This window comes from Roseomonas sp. CAU 1739 (assembly GCF_039839775.1).
GTDB lineage: Bacteria > Pseudomonadota > Alphaproteobacteria > Acetobacterales > Acetobacteraceae > Neoroseomonas.
In genome coordinates this window covers 24,052-41,462 of the sequence record NZ_JBDOQQ010000018.1, presented here as the reverse complement: position 1 = coordinate 41,462, position 17,411 = coordinate 24,052, and the positions used below count along the sequence as shown (strand labels likewise).

14 protein-coding genes and 1 tRNA gene are annotated in these 17,411 nt (G+C 68.1%); 8 read left to right on the top strand and 7 right to left on the bottom strand.

The genetic code is table 11. The annotated features are described in order from the left end of the window. Positions 1-76 (top strand) — tRNA-Ala (locus tag AAFN86_RS23760). Positions 77-733: 657 nt separating this feature from the next. Here the strand turns inward: AAFN86_RS23760 and AAFN86_RS23755 are convergent. From AAFN86_RS23755 to AAFN86_RS23725, 7 genes are all read right to left on the bottom strand, one after another. Then, a complete protein-coding gene (locus AAFN86_RS23755) occupies positions 734-1,648 on the bottom strand; it encodes an aminotransferase class IV (RefSeq protein ID WP_347546055.1) in 915 nt (304 codons plus the stop codon). A 107-nt stretch (positions 1,649-1,755) separates the two neighbouring features. Further along, positions 1,756-3,333 carry an ABC transporter substrate-binding protein gene (locus AAFN86_RS23750; RefSeq protein ID WP_347546054.1) on the bottom strand — a complete coding sequence of 526 codons (1,578 nt, stop codon included), beginning with the start codon at positions 3,331-3,333 and terminating at the stop codon, positions 1,756-1,758. 31 nt (positions 3,334-3,364) lie between these two features. Further along, a complete protein-coding gene (locus AAFN86_RS23745) occupies positions 3,365-4,783 on the bottom strand; it encodes an amidase family protein (RefSeq protein ID WP_347546053.1) in 1,419 nt (472 codons plus the stop codon). A 158-nt stretch (positions 4,784-4,941) separates the two neighbouring features. After that, complete coding sequence (locus tag AAFN86_RS23740; protein ID WP_347546052.1) at positions 4,942-6,327, bottom strand: L-serine ammonia-lyase; 1,386 nt, start codon at positions 6,325-6,327, stop codon at positions 4,942-4,944. Positions 6,328-6,434: 107 nt separating this feature from the next. Beyond that, positions 6,435-7,337: a LysR substrate-binding domain-containing protein gene (locus AAFN86_RS23735; protein ID WP_347546051.1), complete on the bottom strand. Its 903-nt coding sequence runs from the start codon at positions 7,335-7,337 to the stop codon at positions 6,435-6,437. Positions 7,338-7,378: 41 nt separating this feature from the next. Then, positions 7,379-9,685 (bottom strand): xanthine dehydrogenase family protein molybdopterin-binding subunit, encoded by a 2,307-nt coding sequence (locus tag AAFN86_RS23730; RefSeq protein WP_347546050.1) that lies wholly within the window; start codon positions 9,683-9,685, stop codon positions 7,379-7,381. Further along, complete coding sequence (locus tag AAFN86_RS23725; protein ID WP_347546048.1) at positions 9,682-10,689, bottom strand: Ldh family oxidoreductase; 1,008 nt, start codon at positions 10,687-10,689, stop codon at positions 9,682-9,684. The genes AAFN86_RS23730 and AAFN86_RS23725 overlap by 4 nt, the downstream gene beginning before the upstream one ends. A gap of 353 nt (positions 10,690-11,042) precedes the next feature. Here AAFN86_RS23725 and AAFN86_RS23720 point away from each other — a divergent pair, with 353 nt between their 5' ends. The 7 genes from AAFN86_RS23720 to AAFN86_RS23690 are packed head-to-tail and all read left to right on the top strand — an operon-like array spanning position 11,043 to position 17,408. After that, complete coding sequence (locus AAFN86_RS23720) at positions 11,043-11,918, top strand: transporter substrate-binding domain-containing protein (RefSeq protein WP_347546047.1); 876 nt, start codon at positions 11,043-11,045, stop codon at positions 11,916-11,918. Positions 11,919-11,925: 7 nt separating this feature from the next. Further along, the gene (locus AAFN86_RS23715) at positions 11,926-12,591 is read left to right on the top strand and encodes an amino acid ABC transporter permease (protein WP_347546045.1); all 666 of its coding nucleotides are present in this window, start codon (positions 11,926-11,928) and stop codon (positions 12,589-12,591) included. Between the two features lie 7 nt (positions 12,592-12,598). Next, the gene (locus AAFN86_RS23710) at positions 12,599-13,264 is read left to right on the top strand and encodes an amino acid ABC transporter permease (RefSeq protein ID WP_347546043.1); all 666 of its coding nucleotides are present in this window, start codon (positions 12,599-12,601) and stop codon (positions 13,262-13,264) included. Beyond that, on the top strand, positions 13,257-14,057 hold the full coding sequence (locus AAFN86_RS23705) for an amino acid ABC transporter ATP-binding protein (protein ID WP_347546042.1): 801 nt from the start codon (positions 13,257-13,259) through the stop codon (positions 14,055-14,057). The genes AAFN86_RS23710 and AAFN86_RS23705 overlap by 8 nt, the downstream gene beginning before the upstream one ends. A 14-nt stretch (positions 14,058-14,071) precedes the next feature. Further along, entirely contained in the window at positions 14,072-15,235 is a 1,164-nt protein-coding gene (locus tag AAFN86_RS23700; RefSeq protein ID WP_347546041.1) for an FAD-binding oxidoreductase, read from the top strand. Beyond that, positions 15,232-16,491: an FAD-dependent oxidoreductase gene (locus AAFN86_RS23695; protein ID WP_347546040.1), complete on the top strand. Its 1,260-nt coding sequence runs from the start codon at positions 15,232-15,234 to the stop codon at positions 16,489-16,491. Before AAFN86_RS23700 ends, AAFN86_RS23695 begins: the two co-directional genes overlap by 4 nt. 8 nt (positions 16,492-16,499) lie before the next feature. Beyond that, on the top strand, positions 16,500-17,408 hold the full coding sequence (locus AAFN86_RS23690; RefSeq protein WP_347546039.1) for an aminotransferase class IV: 909 nt from the start codon (positions 16,500-16,502) through the stop codon (positions 17,406-17,408). Positions 17,409-17,411 lie beyond the last annotated feature (3 nt).

Here is a 17,411-nt window from a genome sequence, read left to right as displayed (position 1 = left end):
GGGGCTGTAGCTCAGATGGGAGAGCGCCTCGTTCGCAATGAGGAGGTCAGGGGTTCGATTCCCCTCAGCTCCACCACCGCCCGCGATTGAATATCAAGCACTTGGAAGCCCACCGGCCGGCCACAATACGGCCGTGAGCCACTGCTGTTCCGCCACGCCATGCGGTCCGGAACGGCTTCGGCGTCTTGCTCCATCGCCTGCAACACAACCCCGCGCTGTGCGTCGCCAGCGAGCGGCGCGATGCCGCATCGAACGCGCGGCCACATGGCACTTCAAGTCGCGGCGGCGTTTCCCGGGCGGCGCGCGCCTGTGCGCTGGCTGGATCCCGACCTGCCGCTCGCGTGCTTCTGCACGGCTCTGCCAGGTGCCCGGTTCGGTGAGCCGCGGGTAGTTCCGGGCGTGAGCACCGACGATCCGGATACTGTCGCCGAGATATCGTTCCGCTGCGAGCCTGACCGTGCCCACGCTCCGTTCAGCGCAAGCGATTCCCAACCTGGCCGCGGACACGCCCCGGAGGATGGTGTGGGACGGCCACGGCCCATGGCGCGCTGTTTGGCATCCTCGGCCCGGCCGAATACGCCAACCATCTCGCCAATCCAGGCTTCGCCTACAATCAGGCGAAGCAGGCCCCGGAGTACGCATGTCGCCGCATGCGCTGCGCCGGCTTGCAGGCACAGCGCCATGTCGGCGTTCGTCGATGGCCCGCGATCACCATTCGTCCATCCCCGGCGATTCAATCGTCGTAGGTGACCGGCGTCGCGAAGGCATCGTCCTCGTGCCGCCGCCAGTACAGGTCGTGGATGCGCATGGTCATGGCGCCTGGCCTGCCGTCGCCGATCGGGCGGCCTTCATACCAGGTGACCGGCGTGATGCCGCCGGCCGTGGTGCTGGTGAAGATCTCGTCCGCGCTGTCGAGTTCCTCGGCGCGCACCGGACGGATCTCGCAGCGCATCTGCAGATCGGCGGCGATCTCGGCAACGGTGCGGCGGGTGATGCCCTCGAACATGCCGCGATCGGGTGTGGCCAGCACGCCGTCCTTGACGATGAAGATATTGAAGCCCGGCCCCTCGGTGACCGTGCCATCGGCGAGCGGCAGCACGGTCACCGTGGCATCGCGGTCATAGGCCTCAAACAGGCTCATTGTCAGGTCGAGCCAATGGAAGTTCTTGATCCGCTGATCGAGCGATTCAGGCGGAATACGCTGGGTCTTCGACAAGACCATGCGGAACCCATCGCGGCGCTGCTCTTCATTGGCGATCCACAGGAAGGGCTGCGCATAGGCATAGAGACGATTGCGGCAAAGTCGCGGGTCGCGCGTCCCGGGCGGCTGGATGCCGCGCGAGCACATCACCATAACGAAGGCATCACGCTGGCCGGTGCGCCGGACGCATTCCATCAGGATCTCCGACAATTCCGCATCACTGTGGGGCAGCGACATGCGCAGCCCTGCCATGGAGGCACGGAACCGGTCGATATGGTCCTGCATGCGGAAGAAGCGGCCCTTCCAGACATGCAGCGCGTCATAGGTAACATCCGAACGCAGGAAACCGCGATCGACGATGGGAATGGAGGCTTCGGCGAGCGGCACATAGCGACCGTCCATATACGCCACGCCATTGACGGCAGAGAGTTCGTCGAACGCGTTCATGCCGATGTGGCCTCCTGAAATCCGCGAAGCGGTCACGCGCGCAGTCGAGCCGGCGCGCAATCGGGGATGTGCGACGCGCCCCATCATGGGCAGCGCCGCATCCGGCGTCATCCCTTGCGGATGTTGTGGAACAGCGGGAAGCCGTTGAGCATGTCGGTGATGTTGCGGCGGAAGGCGAAGGGCTGCATCCACGCCCCAGTCGGGATGTAGGGCACGTCCTGCCAGGCCTGCATCTGGATGTCGCGGCAGATGCGCTGCTGGTCGGCAAGCGTGCCGGCATCCATGAACTCGTCACGCAGTGCCTCGATGCGCGCCGATTCCGGCCAGCCGAACGGCCCGTTGCGCCCCAGGCCGCGCACATAGGATTGCGTCGCCGGCGTGGTCGCGATGATGCCGGGGATGTAGTTGCACCACACGCTCCAGCCGCCGCGATCGAGCCCTTCCTTGTTCGCCAGCCGCGGCAGCACCGTGCCCCAGTCGAGCGCCTGGTAATCGAGATTGATGCCCACCTTGCGGAACATGTCGGCCGCAAGCTGGCTCATCGCATTCAGCGATGGCAGGTCGGTCGGCACCACGAAGACGACGCGCTCACCCTTGTAGCCCGCAACCTCCAGGTCTCGCTTCACCTTGTCGAAGCTGCGCGGGCCGGTCATCACCTCGAGCCCGGCATCCGTCGCCATGGCGCTGCCCGGCAGGAAGAATCCGCAGCGATCGTTCCACAGGGACCGTTCCTCCCCCATCACCGCCTGCATGTATTCGGTCTGGTTGACGCCGGCGAGGAAGGCCCGGCGGATCGCCGGATTGTCGAAGGGCGGCACCAGGTGGTTGAAACGGATCATGCCCATCAGGCCGCCGCGTTCCTTGGCTTCGACCAGGATATTGCGGTTGCGCCGCAGCAGCGGCAGCAGGTCCGGCTGCGGCTGCTCCCACCAATCCACCTCGCCCGCCTGCAACGCCGCCGCGGCCGTCGCCGCATCCGGCAGCGTCACCCATTCGACGCGGTCGATATGCACGATCTTCGGCCCGGCGGCGAAGGATGGCGTGCCGGAGGAACGCGGCACATAGCCGGCGAATTTCTCATAGACATTGCGCGCCCCGGCCACGCGTTCGCCGGGCAGATAGCGGAACGGCCCGCTGCCGACCATTTCGGTGATCTGCACATTGGGCGGTGTCGTCGCGAGGCGCTCCGGCAGTACCGGGCAGAAGGCCGAGGGCTTCGCCAGCGCCGTCGGCAGCAGCGGGAAGGGCTTCTTCAGCCGGAACTGGATGACCCGGTCGGAGATAGCGCTCATCTCCTCCGTCACGCCGCGCAGCGTCTGGCCGAAGGCATCGACCTGCATCCAGCGATTGATGCTGGCCACCGCATCGCGTGCGAGGACCGGCGTGCCGTCATGGAAGCGCAGCCCCTCGCGCAGCGTCAGCTTCCAGGTCTTGCCGTCATTCTCGATGACATGCCCTTCGACCATCTGCGGTTGCGGGGTGAAGGTGTCGTCCAGGCCGTAGAGCTGGTCATAGACCATGAAGCCATGGTTGCGGGTGACCAGGCCGGTGGTGAACACCGGGTCGAGCAGCGCCAGGTCGGCCTGCGGCACGAAGCGCACCGTTGTGCGCTGCTGCGCCCCCGCCGGGGCGGAAAGCGAGGCGGCGCCGGCCGCGGCGGTGGCAAGGAAGTCTCGACGCTTCATGGCACTCACTCTCCGTTGGTGGATAAGGGATTTATTGCGCGAGCGGCGGCCGATGCTGCGCCCAGGGACGCGCTTCCTCGAAGGCGGCGCTGGCCTGCAACACGCCGAGATCGTCGAAGCGCCGCCCGACGATCTGCAACCCCACCGGCAGCCCCGCCGGGGTGAAGCCGCAGGGAACGCTGGCCGCCGGGCTGCCCGACCAGTTGAACGGATAGGAAAATTCCGCCCACATCAGCCAATCCCAGTCATGCTGCGGCCAATGTTCCGGCTGCAGCCGGTCGGCCGGGAAGGCGGCCACGCTGACGGCCGGGGAGAGCAGGAAGTCGTAGCCCTCCATAAAGTCGTGGATCTGCTGGATGTAGTCGAAGCGGCGCAGCCGCATCTGCATGAATTGCGGCGCGGTGAAGGTGGATGCGTGCTTGATCATCGCGACGAAGCCTGGATCCATCCGGCTTTCGAATTCCAGCAGGCTACTGATCCGCCCGCTGAAGGTCGCCGGCCAGAAGAAGCGCACGAGTTCGGGTCCCAGCGGCCCCCAGGCCGGCGTCACCTCCTCGACATGCGCGCCCATCTCCTCGAAGGCCGTGACGGCGCGGGCCACCACCTCGGCCACCTCGGGATCGACGCGCGCATGGCCCAGGTCGCGGGTGAAACCGATGCGCTTGCCCTTCATGCTGCCCGCCTTGAGTTGCGCGGCGTAGTCCTGCGCCGGGGCTTCCAGCGACGTGTAGTCCCACACATGTGGCCCAGCCATCGCCTGGGTCATCAGCGCGGCATCCTCAACGCTGCGCGTCAGCGGCCCGATATGGGTCGCGAGATCGTTGTTCGAGACCGGCCAGTTCGGCACCCGCCCATGCGTCGGCTTCAGCCCATAGACGCCCGAGAAATGCGCCGGCATGCGGATCGACCCCGCCCCGTCGCCGCCCTGGTGCAGCGGCCCATAGCCGCAAGCCGCCGCGACACCGGCCCCGGAGGACGAGGCCCCGGCGTTCAGCCCCTTGCCCCAGGGATTGTGGGTGATGCCCGAGATCATCGCCTGGCTCACCCCCTTCCAGCCCCATTCGCCGGCCGAGGTGGTCTTGCCCATCAACATCCCGCCGGCATCGAGCAGGCGGCTGACGCACGGCGCATCCACATCCGGGATCGTGCCCTGCAGGATGGCCGTGCCGAAATCCGTCTGCACGCCGCGGGTGTGCTGCAGGTCCTTGATGGTGACGGGAATGCCTTCGAGCAGCCGGGGCGTGTCGCGCTGCATGAACACCGCCTCGGATCGTCGCGCCGCCGCCATGGCGTGGTCCGGCGTGGTGCGCATCATCGCGTTCACATTCGGCTCGACCTTCTCGATGCGGTCGAGCACCGCCTTGGCCACGTCGACCGGCGAGAGCTTGCGCGCGCGATACAGCGCGCCGAGTTCGCGCACCCCGAGAAAGCCGATCTCACCACAGTCCATGGCCGAGCCCCCAATGTCCGGTCGGCATATTCAAGGCGTTCTCATCAATGAGGAAGACCCGCTGCACGCTGCGCGCTGCAACAGGGGTCACGCCTGCGTCATGACCGGCGGCCGCGCGCTGCGGGCGATACTGCGGCAGCCGAGCCGCTGGCGGCGGCTCAGCACTGCACGACGTTCACCGCCAGCCCGCCCAGCGACGTCTCCTTGTACTTGTGGGACATGTCGAGGCCGGTCTGCCGCATCGTCGCGACCACCTGGTCGAGGCTGACCAGATGGCGCCCATCGCCATGCAGTGCGAGCCGCGCCGCGTTGATGGCCTTCACCGCGGCGATGGCGTTGCGTTCGATGCAGGGCACCTGGACGAGACCGGCCACCGGGTCGCAGGTCAGGCCGAGATTGTGTTCAAGCCCGATCTCGGCGGCATTCTCGACCTGCGCATTGGTGCCGCCCAGGGCCGCCGCCAGCCCCGCCGCCGCCATGGCGCAGGCCGATCCGACCTCGCCCTGGCAGCCGACCTCGGCGCCGGAGATGGAGGCATTGCGCTTGATGATCGCGCCGATCGCCGCGGCGGTCAGAAGGAAGGTCTCGATGCCGGTGACGTCGGCACCTGGCACGAAGCGTTCGTAGTATGCCAGCACGGCCGGGATGATTCCCGCGGCGCCATTGGTCGGCGCGGTGACCACGCGCCCGCCGGCGGCATTCTCCTCATTCACCGACAACGCCCAGAGATTCACCCAATCCATGGCCCCCAGCGGGTCGGCCTCATTGCGCAGGGCGCGCGCTTCCAGCGTGCGGGACAGGTCCGGTGCCCGCCGCCGCACGCGCAGGCCGCCGGGAAGTTCGCCTTCGCCGCGCAGGCCGCGGGCGATGCAGGCGCGCATTGCATCGCGGATGCGGGCTATGCCGGATGCGAGTTCGGACGGGTTGCGCAGGCTCGCTTCGTTGGCGCGCATCAGCGCGGAGATCGACAATCCGGCAGCATCCGCGCGTCCGAGCAGTTCGGCCGCATTGCGGAACGGATGCGGCACGTCGCCAGCGGTCGAGGTGGTGCCGGGCAGCGGTTCGCCATGCTCGTCGACGACGAAGCCACCACCGACCGAATAGTAGACGCGCGTGCACGCCTCGCCCTCGGCACATTCAGCCGTCATGCGCAGCGCATTGGTATGGAAGGGCAGCGTCTCGCGCGACCGGAAGACGATGTCGGTTTGTGGATCGAAGGCGACCCGCCGACCATCCGGCAAGGTCAGCCGGCGCAGGCTGCGCACCCCCTGGACCAGGATCGCCGCGTCGTCCGGATCGATGGTGTCGGGCCTGGCACCAGTCAGGCCGAGGATGATCGCCGCATCCGTCGCATGACCCTTGCCGGTGAGGGCGAGGGAGCCGAACAACTCCACGCTCAGCCGCTCCACCGGACGCGCCGGGTTCAGCATGGCCACGAAGGACCCGGCGGCCACCATCGGCCCGACGGTATGGGAACTCGATGGCCCGACGCCGATCCGGAACAGATCGAACAGGCCAATCCAGGACGTTGCCGGGGAGGTCATGCGCGGTGCCATGCATCCAGCGTGGTTGAGGCATACTGGCCGGCGCATCGGGGCAACGGCAATGCCGTTCTGGCATTCGCCGCGTGATCGGGTGGCGCCGGTACGGATCAGCCTTCGGTTTGTTGGGCCAGGGCGAGGTCCACGAGCGTGCGCAGCAGCGGCCCGCCGCCGCGCCGGCGATGCGCCAGCCAGATGCCCGACGTCGCCGCCGCACTGGCGATCGGCAGCACGCGGAGTTCCGGCAGCGTCAGGCGGCACAGCGACCGCGGCAGAATGGAAATGCCGATGCCGGTGCCGATCAGCGCCAGGATGGAACCGTTCTGGTTGGCTTCCTGCTCGATGCGTGGCTCGAAGCCCGCTGTCGCGCAGACGGCGGCGACATGCTCGTGCAGGGCGCTGTCCGAACGCGGGGAAAAATGGATGAAGGGCTCCTGCGCCAGTTCCTCGAGCGGCACCGGATCGTCGCGCTGCGCGAGACGGTGCGCCTCGTGCACGACCAGCATCAGCGGCTCCCGCATCACCTCCGTCAGCACGAAGCCAGGCGGGATCTCGGGCCGGGTGGCATAGCGCAGGTAGGCGATCTCAAGGCCGCCGCCCGCCAATTCCCGCACCGCGGCATGCACGGCGCGCTCGCGCAGGACCAGACGCACGCGCGGATGCCGGCGCCGGAAGCCAAGGATGGCCGATGCGACCGGTTTTGCCAGCAAGGCGGAGGGAAACAGCCCGACCGTCAGCTCCCCGATCTCGCCGCGATGCGCCCGCGCTGCGGTCTGTCGCGCCCGGTCGGCCTGGTCGAGCGTGGCGCGCGCCTCCGCGAGGAACAGCCGGCCCGCTTCGGTCAGTTCGACGGTGCGGCTGGTACGGTCGAGCAGCCGCACCTGGAGGTCGTCCTCCAGGGCGCGGATCTGCTGGCTAAGGGGAGGTTGCGAGATGCCGAGGCGTTCGGCTGCGCGGCTGAAGTGCAGTTCCTCGGCCACAACGACGAAGTAGCGGAGGTGCCGGAGTTCCATCGGTTCACGTGCAGGTCATGTTGGTGAGGAGCACCGCGCGGTCAGCGCCCGGCGTCCCGGATCGCCTGCCAGATCCGCGGCGGCGTGGCCGGCATGTCCATCGTCTCGATGCCAAGCGGCGCCAGGGCGTCAAGGACGGCATTCATCACCGTCTGCGGCGCGCCGATGCAACCCGCCTGGCCGGAACCCTTCACGCCTAGCCGGTTCGAGGCGGTCGGCACCTCGATGCAGGTGACCTCGATCGGCGGCAGGTCCATCGCCCTCGGCAGGCAGTAATCCATCAGCGAAGCGGTCAGGATCTGACCGGATTCGGGGTCGAATGACACTTCCTCGAACAATGCCTGCCCGATGCCCTGGGCGAGGCCGCCCTGGACCTGCCCGATGGTCAGCATCGGATTGATCAGGCGCCCGTAGTCGTCCACCGCGACGTAGCGCTCCAGGCGCAGTTCCCCGGTGTCCGGGTCGATCTCCACCTCCGCCACCTGGCAGCCATTGGGGAAGGTGATCAGGTCGAGGTCACTGTCCACCTCGGCATCGATCGAACCGCCGGCTTCGCGTGCCGCCTGGGCCAGCTCGATCAGGCCAATGCCGCGACCGCCGGGCTCGTTGGTCAGGCTGAAGCGGCCGTCAGCGAAGGCGAGCGCCGCCTCGGGGCATTGCAGCAACTGGGCGGCCAGCGCGCGCGCCTTCGCCAGCACGGCGTCGATGGCGCGCACCAACGCCTCCCCACCCATATGCAGGGACCGCGCACCGCCATGGCCGTGGCCGCGCGCGACTTGGCGCGTATCGGCCTGCACCAGCCGGAAGGCTTCGACCGGCAGGCCGAGGAGGTCGGCGGCGATCTGCGGGAAGCTCGTCTCATGCCCCTGGCCGTTGGACTGCGTGCCCAGCGCGAGGGCGATGCGGCCATCGGCTTCGAAGCGTACCGCGGCCCACTCGCCGGGCGCGCCACGCGATGTCTCCAAGAAACACGCCACGCCGAGGCCGCGCAGCATGCCGCGCGACCGTGCGGCGCTGCGCCGGGCGGTGAAGCCCTCGGCATCGGCCGCGACCAGCGCGCGGTCGAGATTGGCCTGGAATTCCCCGCAGTCGATCGCCATCCCCATCGCGGTGCGGTGCGGGAAGCCGGCGATCAGGTTCTGCCGCCGCAGTACCGTCGGATCACGGCCGGTGCGATGCGCGGCGAGGTCGATCAGCCGCTCGATGATGTAGTTGGCCTCGGGCTTGCCGGCACCGCGATAGGCGTCGATCGGCACCGTGTTGGTGAAGGCGCCGCGTACATCCATGTGGATGGCCGGAATGTCGTAGAGGCCGCCCATCGCGGTGCCCGGCGCATTGGTGGAACTGCCCGGGCCGCTGCCGGACAGATAGGCGCCCATATTCGCAACGGTTTCGACATCCAGGCCCAGGAAGCGGCCTTCGGCGTCCAGCGCCAGGCGGGCATGCGTGCGGTTGTCGCGACCCTGGGCCGTGCTGAGGAAATCCTCTGTCCGTTCCGAGGCCCAGCGCACCGGCTGGCCAAGCCGGCGCGCGGCGGCCAGCAGCAGCACGTATTCCGGGAAGACGAAGTTCTTCGCGCCGAAGCCGCCGCCGACATCGGGGCAGATCACCTGCATCGCGTCATGCGGGACGCGGAAGATGTGGTCGGCCAACTGGTCGCGCATGCCATGCACGCCCTGGCCGCTGACCTCCAGCAGGAAGGTGCCGGTCCTTGCGTCGAAGCGGCCGATGGCGGTGCGCGGTTCCATCGGTGCCGCGGTGACGCGGTTATTCACCAGGTCGAGCGTGACGACGGTGGCGGCCTGCGCGAACGCAGCCTCCACCGCCGCCGCATCGCCCTTGCGGAAGCGGAAGGCGAGGTTGCCCGGCGCCTGCGGCCACAGCGCCGGTGCGCCGGATGCCAGCGCCGCCGCCCCATCGGTGACGGCGGGCAGCGGGTCATAGTCCACCGCGATCGCCTCGGCGGCGTCACGTGCCTGGGCCAGCGTTTCGGCGACGACAAAGGCGACCGGGTCGCCGACATGCCGCACCGCGCCCTCGGCCAGGGCCGGGCGCGGCGGGATGATGAGAGGCGCGACGGTCGCCACCTTGGCGACGCAGGGCATCGGGAAGATGCCGTCGGCGCGCAGGTCCGCCGCGGTCAGCACCGCGTGCACCCCGGGCATTGCCGCGGCATCGGCCGTATCGATCGAGACGAGCCGCGCATGCGCATGCGGTGAGCGCAGGACGATGCCGTGCAGCGCCTCCGGCACGGCGATGTCGTCCACGAAGCGGCCGGTACCGCGCAGGAAGCGGTCATCCTCCAGGCGGCGGCGAGAGGTGCCGCGTTCGGGTGCCGGCTTCGTCATTGCGTGTCTCCTGCCAAGGCGACCAGCTTCGCATGGGCCGCATCGGGGATCGATATCCCGTCCCGCAGGGACTGCGCCCGCCGGTGTCGGCGTTCGTCTCCCGGCATCCGCTGCGCGCCGGCTTCCCGCAGCATCGACACCAGGCTGGCAATGCGGCCCGGCACGTCTCCGCCAGGTCCACGCGCCGGGTCGATCACCAGAAGGAACTGCCCGGCCCGGGATGTCTGCGCGCCGGGGAAGGCCGGCGAATCATCCTGGAAGCCGAAGCGTCCACCGGTCATCGCGGCGGCCAGCACCTCGATCATGAAGGCGATGCCCGCACCTTTATGACCGCCGAAGGGCAGGAGCGCACCGCCGTCCAGGATGGAAGCAGGGTCCGTGGTCGGTTCGCCGGCGGCGTCGAGCCCCACGCCTTCCGGCACGGGCCGTCCTTCGATGCGTGCCTTGAGCACCTCGCCCTGGGCACGCTGACTGGAGGCCTGGTCCCAGACGACCGGCGGTCCGTCGCCGCGCGGACAGGCAAAGGCCATGGGATTGGTGCCGAGCACCTTCCGTCGCCCGCCCCAGGCCACGATGCGGCTGCGTGTGTTGACCACCGTCAGGGCGATGAACCCCTGTTCGGCGAAGGGCTCGACATCGGGCCACAGCGCGGCGAAATGGTGTGAATCCGCGATGCACACCGCCGCCAACCCCTGGCTGCGTGCAACCGCCATGGCCTGGTCGCGCACCGCGGCAAGTGCGACCTGCGCGAAGCCGTTGCGCGCATCGACGGCGAGGATGGCCGGGGCCGGCTGCGCCACCACGGGCGCCGCGGCGCCATCGACCCAGCCGCTGCGCAGCGTCGCGATATAGCCATCCAGACGCAGCAGGCCATGGCTGGCGGCGCCGTCGCGCTCGGCCGCCGCGACGACGGCGGCGACCAGCGCCGCATTCGGTGGGCTCATGCCGTGGCGTTCGAAGGCCCGCGCGATGAGCGCGACAAGCGCCGCTTCGGTCAGGGTCACGTTGCGGTCTCCTGCGGGACGGGCCGGATGGTCGAAGGGTTGCCCGCCATCATCGCGCGACCTGGCGCGCGACGCCAATCGGCCCTGGCACCGCCGAGCCGCCGGTACGGCACGAAACTGCGATCTTATTGCGCAGCCTGTCGCCGCGTTGCGAGCGAAGCGTGTGCAGCATGCCCCGCAACAGCAAAAATCGGGGATAGGCGACCCTGCCAGGATGTGCCTACCGTTCGCACCGGGAGACGATACGGCTTCATCAAGGCGGATGCCTGGCAGCGCGATCAGGCTGCCATCGCACCGCCCAGTGTTCGATGCGGCGACCATGCCGCACGGCGAAGATCGAGGAGGCTCGCACGATGGAACGGTCAATCACGCGCCGGATGTTCCCGGCCCTTGCCGCCGCCGGTGGCGCGCTGTTCGGCACGCGCGCGGCGCAGGCCCAAGGGGCGACGTCCACCTGGGACCAGATCATGCAGACCAGGCGCCTGCGCGTCGGTGCCGCGCTGACCGAACCGTGGTATTTCAAGGATACCGCGAATGCCAGCGCGCCGGGCGGCGTGAAGATTGGCGATGTGACCTGGCGCGGCATCGGCCCCAGCCTTGGCGACGCCATCGCCAAGGCGATGAACGTGCAGCTTGAGATGGTGGAGGTCACCTGGGGCACCGCGGTCGCCGCGCTGCAGGCCAACCAGATCGACACCATGTTCATCCTGGACCCGACGCCGGAACGCGCATTGGCGATCGACTTCGTCAACAACCCGATCCTCTGGTATCCGGTCGCAGCCCTCGCCAAGAACAACTTCGCGCCCACGACCTGGGCGGAACTGAGCGATCCGGCGGCGCGGAGCGGCGTCGTGCTCGGCACCTCGACCGACCAGACGCTGACACGGCTTTCGCCGCGCGGCAGCATCCAGCGCTACCAGACGACCGGCGAGCTGCTCGCGGCCTGGCAGGCGAACCGGATCGACGCCGCCTTCATGACCGCGCCGGGCTCGGACCTTGCCATCGCGCGGCTGCGCAGCGGCAAGACGCTGATCCCTCGCCCGGTCGTCGCGGTGCCGGCTGGTGCGGGTGTGCGCAAGGAAGTGGATTCGCGCTGGGCGAACTACCTGTCGACCGTGGTCGCCTACTACTACAATGCGGGCATCACCCAGCGCTTCTACGACGAGTTCATGACCTTCCGTGGCCTCGAACCCGGCCGCGCCACCGCCATCCAGCGCGAGGCCTGGTAGCGGCAGGATGGAGTATCAGTGGGATTTCGGTGCCGTCTTCCGGCACAGCGACCTGCTGATCGAAGGGGCCAAGGGCACCTTCCGCCTGGCCGGGATGGCGATCCTCATCGCCTTCCCGATCGGGTTGCTGGTGGCGCTGCTGCGCCTGTCGCGGCTGCCGGTGATTTCGTGGCTTGCGGTGATCTACACGGATCTGTTCCGCGCCTCGCCGACCATCGTGCTGATCTACTGGTTCTTCTTCGCCTTTCCGCTGCTGGTCGGCGTCGATTTCAGCACCTTCATCGCGGTGTCGCTGACGCTCGGCCTGCAGACCGGCGCCTATATGGCCGAGGTCTTCCGCGGCGGCATCCAGGGCGTGAAGGCCGGCCAATGGCAGGCCGCCAAGGCCCTCGGCATGGGGCTGGGCAAGACGCTGCGCTACATCATCCTGCCCCAGGCGGTGCGGCGCATGGTGCCGGTCTTCTTCACCCGGCTGACCGAGCTGTTCAAGACCACCTCGCTCGCCGCCGCGATCTCCTACACCGAGATCGTGCAGATGGCCCAGCGCACGGCGTCCGACACCTTCCGCCCGATCGAGACCTTCACCGTCGTCGCGCTGTTCTTCTTCAGCGTGATCTTCGCGGCCAGCCAATTGGTGCGCCTTGCGGAGCGTCGCTTCGCGGTGCCGGAGTAGGCCGGCGATGGACCATGAATGGGACTTCGCCTTCCTGCTCGGGCAGCGCGACTTCATCCTGCGCGGCATCCTCGGGACCTTTCGCCTCGCCATCACCTGCGTGCTCGCGGGCACCGTGCTCGGCCTGGTCTTCGCGGCGGCGCGGCTGTCGCGCTTCGCCGCGCTGCGGCTGCTTGGCACCTGCTATGTCGAGTTCTTCCGCAACATCCCGGTGCTGGTGCAGATCCTCTGGTGCTACTTCGCAATCCCGATCATGACCGGCGCGCAGCCCGGCCCCTTCGTCGCCGCCGCGACGGCGGTGTCGCTTTATGCCGGCGCCTACATGGCCGAGATCTTCCGCAGCGGCATCCAGTCGATCGAGAAGGGCCAGTGGGACGCCGCGCGCGCCATCGGTTTCGGCTATCTCGGCCAGATGCGCTACGTCGTGCTGCCGCAGGCGCTCCGCTCGATCGTGCCGCCGCTGACCAACCAGGTGATGGAGTTGGTCAAGACCACGGCCATCGCCTCCACCATCGCCTATGGCGAGGTGTTGTATTCGGCCAAGGTGCTGAGCGACCAGGAATTCCGCCCGATCGAGAGCTACACGGCGGTGGGCGTCTTCTTCATCATCGTCCTGGCTGTGGTGAGTCTCTTCTCGTCCCTGCTGGAAAGGAGGCTGCGCCGGCATGGATGAAGTCCTGCGCGTCGAGAACCTGCACAAGCGCTTTGGCCTGCTTCATGTGCTGCGTGGCATCAACCTTTCGGTCCGCAAGGGGGAGACGGTGGTCATCCTCGGCGCCAGCGGATCGGGCAAGAGCACGCTGCTGCGCTGCCTGAACTTCCTCGAAATGCCGAATGAAGGCCGCATCACCATCGAGGGCAAGCTGGTCGGCCAGGCGACGCAGAAGCCAGGCGTCATGGCCTATGCCAACCGCGAGCTGAACGCGCTGCGCGCCCGGGTCGGCATGGTGTTCCAGCAGTTCAACCTGTTCCCGCACATGACGGTCGAAGGCAATGTCATGATCGGGCCGATGAAGTTGCGCGGCTTGTCGGAAAGCGCCGCGCGCAAGCTGGCGCATGACAACCTGCAGCGTGTCGGCATCCTCGAAAAGGCGCGGGAATACCCGGCACGGCTGTCTGGCGGCCAGCAGCAGCGCGTCGCCATCGCGCGCGCGCTGGCCATGGAGCCGACGATGATGCTGTTCGACGAGGCGACCTCCGCCCTCGATCCAGAATTGGTGGGCGAAGTTCTCCTTTCGATGCGGCGGTTGAGCGAGGAAGGCATGACCATGCTCGTCGTCACCCATGAGCTGGGCTTCGCCTACAACGTCGCCGACCGCGTCATCTTCCTCGAGGACGGGGAAGTGCATGAGGAAGGCACCCCGCAGGAGGTCCTGCAGAATCCGCAGCGCGAGCGCACGCGCGAGTTCCTGCGCAGCCACACCCTGTTCCGCCTGCCCGAACCCGGCGCCGCCGGCCATTCCTGAGGAGTCACGCTGCCATGCGGCGCATCGTCATCATCGGCGGCGGCATCATGGGGTCCGCCATCGCCTATTCCCTCGCCCGGGCGGGCATGGTGGCAGAGGTCACCGTGGTCGAACCCGATCCGACCTATGAATTCGCCGCCACTCCGCGGGCCGTGGGCGGCGTCCGGTTGCAGCATGCGGTGCCCGAGAATGTGCAGATGTCGCTCTATGGTGACACGGTCTATTCCGCCTTCGACCAGCACGTCACCGGCGGCAAGGTGACCTTCGACCCGCAGTTCCACCGCATCGGCTATCTGTTCCTGGTCGAAGGCGCGGAGGCGATCGCCTCGCTGGAGGCCAATGTCCGCATGCAGAAGGCGCTCGGCGTCGAAGTCGATATCTTCGAAACGGCGGAACTGCGCCGGCGCTACCCCTCCTTCACCTTCGCGGGGTCGGATGTCGGGGCGCTGTCGCCTGGTGACGGCCAGATCGACCCGAATGCCGCGCTGATGGGCTATCGCCGCGCGGCGGAAGGGCTTGGCATCACCTACCTGAAGGACCGCGTCGTCGGGCTCGACGTGGCGGGCAACAGAGTGACTGCGGCGCGGCTCGAATCCGGCGCGACCCTGCCTGTCGAGATCGTCATCAACACCGCCAATTGCTGGTCCGCCGACGTCTGCGCCATGGTCGGCGTCAAGGTGCCGATCGAACCGATGCGCCGGCAGCAGTTCCACTTCCTGTCGCAGGACCCGGTCGAGACCTTCCCGGCCATGCGGCATCTGCGCGGCTTCGCGGTGCGCCAGCATTCCGGCGTCTATCTTTGCGGCCACACCAACTTCAACGAGCCGGGCGGCTTCAACTGGGACCTCCAGCACGAGGTCTTCGAGGAACACCTCTGGCCGCAACTCGCCGAGCAATGCCACGCCTTCGAGACCATCAAGCCGCGTGGCGGCTGGGTCGGGCATTACGACATGAACAGGCTCGACGGAAATCCGGTGATCGACTGGGTGGACAGCGTGCCGAATTTCCTGCTCTGCGCCGGCTTCTCCGGCCACGGATTGCAGCACGCGCCGGCAGTCGGTCGCGCGGTGAAAGAACTGATCCTCGATGGCGGCTTCCGCTCCATCGATCTGTCGCGCTTCTCCTGGCGGCGCATCGTCGATGGCACACCCATCCCGGATGACGGGCCGAAGGCATGACCGCGCCGGTCGTCGTCATCGGCGGCGGATTCATCGGGCTGTGCTCGGCCTTGCAGATGCAGCGGCGCGGCTTGGCTGTGACACTGGTCGATCCGGGCGATCCTGAAGCCGCGGCTTCCTTCGGCAATGCCGGGCAATTCGCGGTGGGGGAGGTGGTGCCGCTGTCCGGCCCCGACACGCCGGCCAAGGTGCCGCGCTGGCTGATGGATCCGCTGGGGCCGCTGGCGATCCGCTGGCGCCACCTGCCGCGACTGACCCCGTGGCTGATCCGCCTGCTGCGCGCTGGGCGGCCGGATCGCGTCGCGACGATCTCGGCATCCATGGCGGCGCTGTCGGACCGCATCCACCTCGACTACCAGCCACTACTCGAAGCGGCGGGCGCGCAGGCGCTGGTCCAGCCGGGGCCGCATCTGCGCGTCTATCCCTCTCGCGCGGCCTTCGACGCCGATGGCTGGCGCTGGGATATGCGCGTCAAGGCCGGCCTGCGTCATGACCTGCTCGACCGCGACGCGCTGCATGCGCTCGAACCGACGCTGGGCGAGGACATCCATTTTGCGGTCGCGGCGCTCGACGCAACGTCCGTCATCGACCCCTTGGCGCTGATGCGCGCCTTCGACGCATGTTTCCGCGCCGGCGGCGGCACGGTGGTCACAGGCAAGGTCACTGCCTTCACGCGGCAAGGCAATGCCGTCAGCGGCGTCACCCTCGCCGATGGCCGTGTCATCGCCGCAAGTCAGGTGGTGATTGCCGCGGGCGCCTGGTCGCATCGCCTCACCAGGCTGCTCGGCGACCGCGTGCCGCTGGAGAGCGAGCGCGGCTATCATGTCATGTTGCCCGATCCGGGCGTCATGCCGCGCCATACCATGTCCCATGTGGCACGCGGTTTCGCCGTGTTGCCGATGGGCGACCGGTTGCGCCTGGCCGGCACGGTGGAACTCGCGAGCCTGGAGGCGCCGCCCAATTGGGACCGCGCCCGGCGGCTGATCGAGGGCGCCCGCACGCTGCTCCCAGGTCTCAACACGGAGGGCGCGCGCTTCTGGATGGGCCATCGCCCCGGCCTGCCGGATTCCCTGCCGGTGATCGACCGCGCCACACGCGCGCGCAACGTGATCTATGCTTTCGGCCATGGCCATTTCGGCCTGTCCTGGGCGGCGACCACGGGTCGGCTGGTGGCCGACCTCGCCACGGATACGTCCAGCAATCTCGATATCGCGCCATTCCGTGTCGGGCGCTTCGCGGGCCCGGTCTGGGCATAGGAGACGCCATGAAGGGCAGTCAGGATTTCGCCGCCGATCCGCGCAATGCGACGGTGAAGATCTATCTCAGCGGCGCGCTGGTGCCGCGGGATGAGGCGCGGGTCTCCGTCTTCGATGCGGGCTTCGTGCTGGGCGATGGGGTCTGGGAGGGGATGCGCCTGCACAGGGGCAGCCTGGTCTTCCTCGACCAGCATCTCGACCGGTTGTTCGATGGCGCGCGGGCGATCGACCTCGATATTGGCATGACACGCAAGGCGTTGGTCGAGGCGCTCTGGGCGACCTTGCGTGCCAACGGCATGGAAGATGGCGTGCATATCCGCCTGATGGTGACGCGCGGGTTGAAGAAGGCGCCGAACCAGGATCCGCGCCACACCATCGGCCCGGCTACGGTGGTGATCGTCGCCGAGTGGAAGATGCCGAGCCCGGCCATCGTGACCCAGGGGCTCACGCTGTTCACCTCCAGCATCCGCTGCTCGCCGGCCGACATGTTCGACATGCGGCTGAATTCGCACAGTCGGCTCAACCTGATCACGGCGCTGCTGCAGGCGATCAAGGCCGGCGCGGATGAGGCGCTGATGCTCGATCCGCATGGCTTCGTCTCCTCCTGCAATGCGACCAACTTCTTTTTCGTGCGTGGCGGGGAGGTCTGTACCTCGAGCGGCGACTACTGCTTCAACGGTGTGACGCGCGGGCATGTCATCGCCCTGTGCGCGAAGCATGGCATTCCGATCCGGCGTGGCAATTTCGCGCTGATGGACGTGTATGGCGCGGAGGAAGCCTTTGTCACCGGTACCTTCGGAGGGCTGACACCAGTGCGCGCCATTGATGGCCGCCCCCTGCCGGCGGGGCTGCCTGGTCCTGTAACGGCGCGGCTGCGTGGGCTGTATGACGCCTTGAAGGACGAAGCCGCGCGCTGACAC